This window comes from Deltaproteobacteria bacterium, assembly GCA_016931625.1.
In the GTDB taxonomy this organism is placed as follows: Bacteria; Myxococcota; XYA12-FULL-58-9; order XYA12-FULL-58-9; family JAFGEK01; genus JAFGEK01.
The window spans coordinates 1-11333 of sequence record JAFGEK010000068.1; the positions used below are offsets into that span (position 1 = coordinate 1).

Consider the following 11333-nt stretch of genomic DNA (forward strand, 5'->3'; position numbering starts at 1 on the left):
ATTTGAATTTTGAAAATTTCGTAATCGTGCTATTTCAGCATCAAAAGAGCTATCGGCAAATGCCATTTCATCAAATTTTACTTCTGCCGACGAATCAATTTTAAATAAATCTACTAGGTTAGGACCGTAACTAACTATTTTACTCCAATTTTCTGGCTTTAGTATTTGCTCTTTTAATTGTGTAAGAGAATCTGCATCGAGTGTTGCTATACTTTTATAATCAATTTTGCAGTCGGGACTTCTAAGATATAAATCAATAGCAGCAGTTAATGAAAGTTGATTATTAAATACACCAACACTTTCACCTTTATTATTGGGTGCGGCTAAATAAGTACTCTTTATTAAATTAGCCGCCTTTAAACCGTTATAAATATCAGCATAGCCAATAGTTTTAGTAGTAGTGATAGCCTTGTCTAAATGCCGCGTAGCTACATCTATTATTTGCTCAACTGTCGGATAATCTGGGTATGCCTCAAAACATAGATCAATGATAAGGTCTTTGTCTTTGAATGCTTTAACCCCATTTTCACCAAGAAATGTACCGTTATTGAGTTTTTGTAAAGCTTGATAGACATATTGTTGCTGAACATTTAACGTATCATAATGCGCTAATGCTTGTGGCAGATAGCCTTCTTTGTAGCCAATGGTTGCATCTGTGGCCATTTCCCAAAAAGGACGACCATTATCTAAGCCAGAAACCTCTTTAAGACCAGCAAGAAAAAATCTGCCAAATCCGGGTTTGCCATGCGAGCGAGCGGCAAGCCAGTTATTACGTTCGTTATGTGCAGTAACTAAGTCGTTATTAAGAGTTGTTAATTCTGAGTCTAATAAAAAGGTAAGATAAGTAATAGGTGTTTGTGGGGCCTCTGCTCTTTTTGCAGCGATTAATTCTGCATCTAAGAGAAGTCTTTCTTCAATAATTTTAGTGATAGGTATAGGTAATGGTTTTGTGTCATTTAAAGTATTATAAAAATTCCAATCATTATCGCTAGCCGCAAGTTGTTCAGCAAAGCCTTCGATTGCATAAGGTGCTATTAAATCAGTAAGCATAGATTTTAATTCTATTATGCCATTTTCTATTTTGGCTATTTGATAAGTATATTCTTCATTACCTTCTTCATCATATTTAATAAAATATTGCCCAGTTTTTAAATCTTCTGGCAAATATAGATAGGCTTTTGGGGTATTTTCTTTTTGTGTATCAATTTTACGTATTTCTATTTCTATATCTTCTGAAGTGCGATCAATATTTTGGCAATTTTTAAGTTCATTAATTTTTATTCCCCCATTGTCTAAATTGATGCCGGTGAATGCAGTTGCTGTTGTTTTTTGAATAGATGCTGTACTGGCGTTTGGTTGAGTAAAACCAAATTCATCTTTAGCCGGTGTAAAAGCAGATGATGATGTAGATGCCGGTGTAGTAAGTGTAATAGCGGTCGGTTGAGTTTGGGGGGTATTTACCAAGGCCAGCCCATTTATTTTATTACACTCCAAAATATTTGTCCCTTCATGAAACAATATCTTTATTTAAGAAGTTTTTTATATTGAAATCATCCTTTTATTTATAACATTAAATTGTATTGCAATTTAAGCAATCTTAATTCTTCAATATTTATCGTCTTCATAAATAAAAAGTTGTGCAAATTTTCGCTGTAATTAAGCTACCGAATTGAAAAATTAGGTAGTATTAATAAAACACTGGCAGCGTTCGATCGAAAAAGACTAAAAGTAAACAAAGTATTGCTAAGATTAGCAATAAAAACGATTAGTGCACATAAATATTTAGTAAATTATAGACATTCTCTGGCTTCGCGGGTTATCAATAAATAGTGCAATTCAATGTAGCCCAACGTGAGATTATCCTCAAGCTGGTGTACTACGGTCCGCCGCTGAGCGGTAAGACAACTAATCTAATGCAGCTACATAAACTGCTAGGTAGTGATCTAACCGGACACCTTACTACTTTAAACACCGCTGATGACCGCACCCTGTTTTTTGATTTACTACCAGTAGTGCTGCAGTCTGAAACTGGCCATCGTATCAAACTAAAATTATTCACCGTACCAGGGCAGGTTATTCACGCCGCCACTCGCCGAATAGTTCTAGCAGGCGCTGATGCAGTGGCTTTTATTGCCGACAGCCAGCTTTCAGAAGCTAAAACTAACAACGAATATTGGCATGGCATGCGCCAATATTTAGCTGATAGTGGCATTGATCCAGATACAGTTCCGCGTGTTGTTCAATTTAACAAGCGCGACAAAGCTGACATTCGTTCTGATGCCGAACTTGAAACGGTAAGGCGCCAAGGTAAAGAGCCTATTTTTAAAGCAGTGGCCATTCGTGGTGAAGGTGTAATCGAAACTTTGCACGGCCTACTTACCGAAACTTTTGCTTCGCTAAATCAGCGGTACGATTTTGAAAATAAGTTTAGTGTTTCAATAAAATCTTTGCTTTCGACTTTATTTGCTTCGCAACACATTTCACCTAATGCGGCTGTTGGGTAAATTAAGGAGTATAGGCTACCATGGTCTCCTTTACGGAAGACAATTTTGATTTATCAGTGGTAGTCGATATTGAAGCTTTGCGTGAAATATGCCGCCGTTTTTGTGAATTATTTGGCATTGGTATTAAAGTATTTGATGTGCACGATAAACGCTTGGCTGATGTAAGAGCTTCTGCAAGCGATCATTGTGGCTATTTGTTTAGTGTTAATCCCACCCAGCATTTATGTACAAATCTTGTTGCTCAAATTCGCACCCTAAAACTTGATAACAAACCCCAAACTGTGCAAGTCGATTGTTTTAGCGGTTTACAGTATAAAATTTTACCCATTGTTTATGATGGCACTTTATTAGGTAGGGCTATTTTTGGTCCTTATCGTCCCCCAGAGATCAGCGAGTCACCAGCTACACTTGCAGAATATGAATCGCAAGGGCTCGATTTAAATAAATTAAATGGTTTTTTAACTAATATTCCGGCTGCCAGTGATGATGCGGTTGAATGCATACTTGTCACTATACGCCAAATACTCGATACGATTATTCACAATAGTTTTAAAGTTCATCTTACTAGTCAGATGCATATAGCTAGTATTAAAGCGGCTTTTGGTGACCTTGAACGCACCAATCAAGCGCTCAAATCAGCAAATGAGCGCCTTCAAGAACTCGACCGCTTAAAATCGAATTTTATTGCAACGGTTTCACATGAACTACGTACTCCGCTTACTAGTGTAATTGGTTATTCTGAAATGCTGCTTGAGGGTTTGGCTGGCGAATTATCTAGTGAGCAGCGCGACTATGTATCAACAATTTTAGAAAAGGGTGAAAGTCTACTTGGTCTGATTGGACAAGTGCTTGATTTGGCACGCATTGAATCTGGCAATGTTGTGCTTCATAAAGAACTATATGAACCAAGCGAAATAGTTCGTTTGTGTTTGTCTGATATTATGCCGCAGGCCCGCAAAAACAATATTGAAGTCATTACTAATATTGCTACGGATGTTTCTTCAATCCGTGTTGATGTTGACAAAATAAGGCGTGTATTAACAAATTTGCTTGGCAATTCCGTCAAATTTACTCCAGAAAATGGCCATATTGAGATACGGGCTGAAATAACTGAAGAACTTCCAGCAGGTTCTGATCGCTATGATCTTTTTGAACCTGAGCGAAATCGTTATTTGAATTTTTCGGTTATTGACAATGGGATCGGCATTCCACCAGATAAACTCGAACGTATTTTTGATGCATTTTTTCAAGTTGATTCTAGTTCAACTCGTGAATTTGGTGGTACTGGTTTAGGTTTAGCGATTGTACGCAATTTTGTAATAGCTCATGGCGGTCGTGTTGAAGTAAAAAGTGAGCTTAATCAAGGGAGCACGTTTATAGTTAAATTACCATATAATACCGATAAACCAATTCAGGCCGCTGATGTTGATGGTCTTGGTCCAAAAGAGCAACAAAGATTATAAATATTAATATAGAGATATCGGTAACCTGGCTAAAAGCGACATAAATACTCACGCATGCTCTTGACCAGTTGCATTGAGACTCGTAGATTCCCAATTGTATGTAAATTAATGACACGTGAAGGGGTGGTGATTAGTCATTATGGTCGGTGGCGAAGGCTCAGCTTTCGGTAAGTATTATCTACAGAAGAAAATCGCCATCGGTGGCATGGGAGAGATTTTTCTAGCTAAACTTACAGGTCCAGTAAGCTTTGAAAAACTTCTAATCATCAAACGTATTCTTGCTGAACATCAAGCTAAACAAGAATATTTAGATATGTTTTTTGCTGAAGCTAGTCTTGTTGCTCAGCTAAATCACTCGAATATCGTGCAAATATACGAGATGGGTCAAATAGAAAACGCATACTTCATTGCTATGGAGTATGTGCATGGCAAGACTTTGCGCGATTTACTTGAACGTACACGTACCCGCGGTGAATCGCTGCATCCTGCATTAGCCATCGAAATTATTAGTGATTTGTGCAACGGTATGTCATTTGCACATAACGCTCTTGATATTTCAGGAAATCCATTAGGTGTAATTCATCGTGATATTAATCCACACAATATTCTGATTTCTTATTCTGGTGATGTAAAAGTGATCGATTTTGGTATTGCAAAAAGCGATATTCAAAATGGCACTCAAGATAACAATAAAATTAAAGGCAAGTGTTCTTATATGTCTCCTGAGCAGAGCACTGGCGCTCAGCTTGATAAACGCAGTGATATCTTTTCAATCGGAATTTGTCTTTATGAGGCGTTGACGTTTGTTAATCCATTTGCGCGCAATAGTATGGCCCAAACGTTAGAAATGATTCGCCATAAAGACCCAGAGAGCATTTCAAAAAATTATCCTAAGCTGCAATCGTTTGATGCAATCTTACAAAAAGCACTCGCAAAAAAAATTGAAGACCGCTATGCGGATTGTTCAGAAATGCGGCAAACTTTGCAACGAATGTTGCGCATGGGCGACGTTCGACCGGCACCGATGTCTTTGGCTGACACCATGCAAGATTTGTTTGAAGATACTATAGAATCAGAACGACGTATGATAGCTGACACCGGTAATGCAACCTCGCTTGATCTCAAGTCTATGCGTGATTATCAAAAACTTGAGAATAGTCAGCCGGTATTACGATTGCATGCAAATATTGGACGCAATTCAAACAAATTCGAGACAATAAATGCCCAACCAGGCGCTTTTACAGAATCCAAACATTCACGGGTGCCCTTTTTTCTAACTTTTGTTCTTATCCTTGTAGCTTCAGCAGCTGGCGCTTTAGCTTCTGTACGTTATGCTGCTACTAACCAAGAAATTTATGTGGCAGTTGCAACTAAAATAAATAGGCCGTCCTTTTTGCCATTACCCGCAGCTAAACAACAAACTTTTGCAGTAAAAAAACGGCCAATATTACATGATATTAAATCTAAAGATTCATCCGTAATGACGGCGATGCTTGATACAAAATCGGACGCGGATGTGAATGTAAACTCATCAAAAGCTAAAACATCAGACTCAAAGAAGAACAATTCCAAATCAGTAACAGCTTCACCTGAACCTAGAAATGAACCAAATAAAAATGAAAATAATTTAAACACTACAGAGCCGTCTAAGACTGATAATGTTGCAAAAATTAAGGCAGATACTAAAAAACTGGCAAAAACATCGCGTGAACGGGAACACCGTAAAATAGAAAAACCTGCACCAGTACGAACGCCGCCACCACCCCCGATAAATAAAGGATTTGGTTCATTGCGTGTATCAGTAGTACCACCAGTGAGAATTTCATTAAATGGGGTAAATATTGGGCAGACCTTTAAAATTAAATCTGATAACGGCGTATTAGTTTTAGGTACAGGTGCAGATATTGAAAGTGATCCTTTTAAGGTTTCTATTAGTTATAAGATTGATAATGGTTCGATTAGTTACTCAATACAAACCGATCCATGGGCGATAGTTCACGGTCGCGGTGGCATAGGTCTTGGTAAAACACCATTGTCTAATATAAATGGGGGTTCATCTACACTATTTGAATTAAATAATCCTAAAGAAAGTCGGCAGCTTCGTATAACTTTACATTTTACAGGGCCATAATATCAGCAAAGCAAATTGTTTTTAACATCGCATGCATGCTTTGAGAGTAGGTCACTTATGAAAAATAAATTAGTAAGCTTGTTGTTATTTTTTTCGTGGTCCTCATTGGCGCTAGCAGCAGAAGATAATACTCCTCCTGCAATTGTTCATGAACCATGCGAACAATTTAAAATAGGAGAATCTTTTGAAATAAAAGCAAGGTTTATTGATGATTCTGCGATTTTTGACCCTAAGGTAATTTATCGTTCACGCAACGAATTTTGGAAAAATGTTCCTTTTGTCCGTGAAACAAATAGTGATGACTTTAAGGCGGTAATTAGTAGTAAAGATCTCTCTAATAAGCTTTTTTATTTTATCGAAGCTTTTGATGAAAACGGCAATGGCCCAGCACGCTATGGTAGCCCAGATGCTCCTATTGAGTTGGAAGCATCTGATAATCCACCGGTATGTCAGCAATTAAGTGATTTTGGTCATATTCCATCATTGCACGCTTCATCTAATGCAATGACGGAACCCAAAGAAATAACAGATGACACTAATGTTGTTGGTGCTGCTGGCTCAAGCAAAATCAGCAAAACAAAAACAAGTAAATCAGCCAAAACTTCAACATCCGATGATTTGACAGAACAACCAGCTTCAACAAGAGATATGGATGCCAATGACTTCAAACGTGAACCACCACTGCCACCACCATCAACTTGCGAACGAAGCGACCGTCCGATTTATTGCTCACCATGGTTCTGGGGTATTACTGGAGCAGTTTTGCTTGGCGGTGGTGGGGTTTTGGGATACATGCTGCTAAAAAAAGACGAGCAAATTCCGAATCAGTTATACATAAATGTGAGAGCGCCATCGCCAGTCGAAACCGGTTTGATGGTGAGGTAGCTATGATGTCACGTTTTGCTATTTTATTACTAATTTTAATGGTTGGCTGCGGTTATGCAGAAGACACTTTTAATTCAAGTGTATCTATTACATGGCAGGCTCCATTGTCATATTGCGCTAATAGCGAACTGTTGGGTGATCGATTAGAAGTTACCATGCAAGTTGGAGGTTTTAGTGATTTATGTGAGCTTGAGGTTGATCCTGATACTCTTACTGCATCTAACGATGAGTGCGGTCCTTTTCGTACCGGTCTTGATCGTCCAATTCTAATTTCCTATAGCCAACGTAACCCGTTACAGCCCGATGAGTTGGTGCCAATTGCTTATTTCGTAAGTTATGCAAAACTTTGTAAAGACCAACTTGAGCCTGGCCAAGAAGAAATTGATATAGTGCTGGTCGATGATGACAATAGGGGTAAGTTCATTTATCAACAGAATGAGATTGATGCTATACCGTCTGGTGTTACCGACACTACCTGCAATATGACTTTGCAGGATGCTTTGCAATGGGCGAAACATAAAGGTATATCTAGTATTTATTCACTTGATAATAATTGTTATTGTTCGGAAACTAATGTTACAAAAGCAAACTGCTCGAATCTTGAACAAGCTTGTGCTGATACTCTTTTCCCCTTAGGTTCTGGCTGTTATTGAGGTTAAATCAATGGAAGAAAAGAAATTAGAATCATTTAAAATAAGTGATACACGAAAACCAAGCGTTCGCTCTCCTAAAAAGGCCGAGCAGGTAGAGCTACCGACAGAATCTCCAACACTTGGTTTTAAACGTATTGAAGGAATGCTTGAACGTGAAGATTCTGAAAGTGTTAAGGCTAATTTAGAAGAACTGAAAAATAATTTAAATGAATTAGCTATTAATGCTACGAGTCATAAAGAAAAAGCAAATGCAAAAAAGGCGATCATGGCTGTTGATCGCACAACTGCACTTGTAAATTTCCTTTATGAAACAAGGGAGTCCCTAATAAATAGTACTTTAGCCGAGTAGCTAAAGCATAGTAATTGTGTATTTTTTCAACCCAAATTAACACTAATTGATAATGTAACTGTGCGTGGGTTTTCGAACCCAGAAAGCTGAATGCAAGCGCACATTGCGCAGGAGAGAGCGCTATGAATGAAAAAATTTCAAGTAATGAGTCGTCTGGGCTTCGCGTTGTTATGGAGCCAAGCCGTGCACGTACGACGGCTGATAATAGCTTCGGTAAAGTAATTGGTGATGGGCTTAATCGCACGGCAGGCGTAGCTCTCGATATTGCTGGGCAATATGTTCCTGGTGTAGCGACGCTATCAGCTGCTATTTCAAGCGTTGGCGCTTCAAAAAGTTTAGTTACTGGTGGCAATGTTGGCACCAGTATAAGCGCTTATAGTTCTCCCACAAGTACTTTGGTTAATGGTGGCGGCTCGGCAGTTGTAGCGGGCTCAGGCAGCACTGTCGGTGCTGTTTCTGGTACCACTGGTGTGGTTAGCGGCAATAGCTCAATTGCACAAATGCAAAGCATGATGGAGCTGCAGGCCAGCTTTAATGCACAGTACTTAATGCTGCAACAACAGATGCAAAATGAGAGTCGTCAATATTCATGCATATCAAATGTTATGAAAACCAAACACGATACCGCTAAGAATTCGATTAGCAACGTACGCTAAGTAAGATAGCGGCTTTGTTGAGTCGATTTTCCACGCGCCGCGGCGGGCCCTTAAGGGATCGCCGCGGTTTTTTTGTGTTCACCCTATCTTTTGCGTGTGGTTTCTTTGACAAATCGATATGATTTTTTAAGCGAGGTCTTGCAGCAAATGCAGGCATAGTCTAGTGTGTCTCGGCTGCATTAAGGGTGAGGCTTACGTATGAGCGAAGAAATTATTATTCAGGGGATAGTGCCGGTACCACAAAAGCAACTGGTTCTTTTGCTTGAGTCCGGGTATTTATATATGGAATTAGGCAAAAATAAAGAAGCCGAAGAGATATTTAGCGGTGTTTGTGCATTAATTCCACATAGCGAAGTTGCGCAAATGGCACTAGGAAATCTTTATTTTTCAATGGGTAGGTTTAATCCAGCCCTTAAGGCGCATCAAAAAGCCATAGAGTTGAATCCAGACTCTGCAGCTGCGCATGCATCAGTTGGTGAATCTTTATTATTTCTACGTAGACATAATGAAGCTTTGGCTGAGCTTGAACGCGCTATGACTTTAGATTCTGAAGGATCAGCAGGCCAATTTGCCAATGCTTTAAAAGAGGCTCATGGCTTAGGCATTTTTAGTTAAATCTAAGTAGGAGAACGTTAATGACTCGCGTCGTCGGTGGTGGCCAGCCCCCGGTAATCAACGAAGAAACAAACCGGACGCCATCAACTCCGCAACAGTCGAGCGAGAGTCAAGCAAAAGCTACGGGCAAATCTAATGAGACTGCAAAGACAGATAGTCCGAATAAAACATCTGTTGATTCCTTTGTGCGTGCAACAACCTTATTTGAAAAGCAACTACAGTCGCTTTCTGGTAAAGCTTTAGCTCGTCAAATTCAATTTACTTCTGTGCAACTCGCCGAAATTGCAGCTGCCTTTGCTGTGATTATGAAACGCTATCCACGTGCTTCGCGTAAAGAGCGGGCACGTAGATTTGCCAAAACTATTTTAAAACATAAACGTATTGGCAAATTGTTTGAAGAAGCCGAAGAAGAAGAATTAGAAAAAATGTTTGATGCCATCGCTGAACAACTTGATGGATCTCCGATGTTTGCACAATTAATTGAAGATGTTAGCGAAGGTGCCAGTAAAATGATGCTAGGTTGAGTACTTACCTTCGTACCAACCGGTTTTTAAAAGTACCGGGTGTTGTAATGAGTGATGAGCTAAAAGAAGAAAGCAAGTCACCCGCGGCGAAGCTGACTTCTACAGATAAACGCGCTCTCACCGAGAAATATATCCCATATGTGCGCTCTATCGCGGGCAAAATTAAAAAATCGGTTTCAAAAGAAATAGAATACGAAGATTTGGTAGAATACGGCATGATTGGTTTGCTTGAAGCTGCAGATCGCTTTGATGAAAAGCATGGCGTGCAATTTATGACGTTTGCTTATTACCGTATTCGTGGCGCCATATATGACGGCTTACGCGGAATGGGATGGATGAGCCGTACAGAATATGCCAAGGCGCGTTTAGAAATCCATGCCAATGAATTTTTATCTGAAACCGCTAATTCTGAATATGAAAGTAATGAAACTTTAGAAAATAATTTTGAAAATGCAGTTAAAAATTTGGCTGATGTAGTACAAAGCTTAGCTGTGGTTTATATCAGTAGTCTTGATAGTACGACTAATTTGCAACTCAAGGATGATGAGACAAAGGTACCAGAAGCTAAGTTTGGTTTAGAGCAAGTGCGATCCTTAGTCCGTCAAAGTATTACCAAATTGGATGTACAAGAAAAACAATTACTTGAGCTATATTACTATAAAGACATGAGTTTAGAGGAAGTTGGGGAGATTTTAGGCTTATCAAAGAGTTGGGTAAGCAGACTACACGCTAGAGCGGTCAATAAATTGCACCGAATGCTTATGAGTGAGTTTGCTTGATGTACAAAAGATAGATCGTAAAAAAATGAAAATATCCAACCATTGACCAATTGGTACGGTAATGTAGTAAATAGAGCTGTAGTTTGTAGAAGTGTGACCAAGGTGCAAAGCTGATGTAGGAAAACGTCGGCTGTTTATATACATGGAGGCATTTCATGCATGATGCAAGTGGTGGCGGTATTGGTAAAGCTGCAGAACAACTTCTGCAAGAAATGCAGAAAGCTCAGCAAGAATTACAGAAAAAGCCAGCTGGCCAGATGCCAGGTCAACCTAATGCAGCCTTTCAGCAAGCTTTGAATAACACGCAAAACGTGCAAGGCGTAAATAATGTTCAGGCTGCTTCTGCAACCCAACAGACTGCAGCAACAAAAAATGTTCTACTGCAAGCTAAAATTATGGCAACATCACCAACCACAAGGGTAGGTGAAGCAGCAAAAGCCCAACGCTCACGATTAGCGAAAATGCTTGATCAAATGATTGGTGGGCAAGATAAAATGAATAGGATAATGAAACTCGCTCTTTCAGGACATCAATTTAATTCACAAGAACTATTAGCAATGCAGGCTGGAGTATATCGTTACTCGCAGGAACTAGATTTAACCGGAAAAGTTGTTGAAAAAGCAACAAGCGGTATTAAACAAACTCTTAATACTCAGGTTTAATCCGGCCGCTAATTAGGGAAACCCTCTAATTAGCTGACTCTTGATCTCATCTCTGTAATTGATCGATTTTATTAGGCTTTACTGGATGCCCTCTTTCGAGGGCATGACGTAG

The 11333-nt window shown here is 39.2% G+C and carries 12 protein-coding genes; 11 read left to right on the forward strand and 1 reads right to left on the reverse strand.

Annotated features, from left to right (window positions below; genetic code table 11):
• Positions 1-1464 (reverse strand): hypothetical protein (locus tag JW841_05860; protein MBN1960452.1); only part of this gene is annotated, 1464 nt, incomplete at its 3' end.
• A gap of 365 nt (positions 1465-1829) precedes the next feature.
• Between JW841_05860 and JW841_05865 the strand changes: the two genes are divergently transcribed.
• From JW841_05865 to JW841_05915, 11 genes are all read left to right on the forward strand, one after another.
• Positions 1830-2504, forward strand: coding sequence for a GTPase domain-containing protein (locus tag JW841_05865; protein ID MBN1960453.1), 675 nt, complete (start codon positions 1830-1832; stop codon positions 2502-2504).
• Positions 2505-2524: 20 nt separating this feature from the next.
• Positions 2525-3967, forward strand: coding sequence for a PocR ligand-binding domain-containing protein (locus tag JW841_05870; GenBank protein MBN1960454.1), 1443 nt, complete (start codon positions 2525-2527; stop codon positions 3965-3967).
• Positions 3968-4106: 139 nt separating this feature from the next.
• Positions 4107-6098, forward strand: a complete 1992-nt coding sequence (locus JW841_05875; GenBank protein MBN1960455.1) for a protein kinase — start codon at positions 4107-4109, stop codon at positions 6096-6098.
• Positions 6099-6155: 57 nt separating this feature from the next.
• Complete coding sequence (locus tag JW841_05880) at positions 6156-6983, forward strand: hypothetical protein (GenBank protein MBN1960456.1); 828 nt, start codon at positions 6156-6158, stop codon at positions 6981-6983.
• A 2-nt stretch (positions 6984-6985) separates the two neighbouring features.
• Positions 6986-7636 carry a hypothetical protein gene (locus JW841_05885; protein MBN1960457.1) on the forward strand — a complete coding sequence of 217 codons (651 nt, stop codon included), beginning with the start codon at positions 6986-6988 and terminating at the stop codon, positions 7634-7636.
• Between the two features lie 10 nt (positions 7637-7646).
• Complete coding sequence (locus JW841_05890) at positions 7647-7985, forward strand: hypothetical protein (protein ID MBN1960458.1); 339 nt, start codon at positions 7647-7649, stop codon at positions 7983-7985.
• A 122-nt stretch (positions 7986-8107) separates the two neighbouring features.
• Positions 8108-8641, forward strand: a complete 534-nt coding sequence (locus JW841_05895) for a hypothetical protein (protein ID MBN1960459.1) — start codon at positions 8108-8110, stop codon at positions 8639-8641.
• A gap of 198 nt (positions 8642-8839) precedes the next feature.
• Entirely contained in the window at positions 8840-9256 is a 417-nt protein-coding gene (locus JW841_05900; GenBank protein MBN1960460.1) for a tetratricopeptide repeat protein, read from the forward strand.
• 20 nt (positions 9257-9276) lie between these two features.
• Positions 9277-9780 carry a hypothetical protein gene (locus JW841_05905; protein ID MBN1960461.1) on the forward strand — a complete coding sequence of 168 codons (504 nt, stop codon included), beginning with the start codon at positions 9277-9279 and terminating at the stop codon, positions 9778-9780.
• Between the two features lie 47 nt (positions 9781-9827).
• Positions 9828-10559: a sigma-70 family RNA polymerase sigma factor gene (locus JW841_05910; protein ID MBN1960462.1), complete on the forward strand. Its 732-nt coding sequence runs from the start codon at positions 9828-9830 to the stop codon at positions 10557-10559.
• 155 nt (positions 10560-10714) lie between these two features.
• On the forward strand, positions 10715-11221 hold the full coding sequence (locus JW841_05915; GenBank protein ID MBN1960463.1) for an ATP-dependent helicase HrpB: 507 nt from the start codon (positions 10715-10717) through the stop codon (positions 11219-11221).
• Positions 11222-11333: the final 112 nt, after the last annotated feature.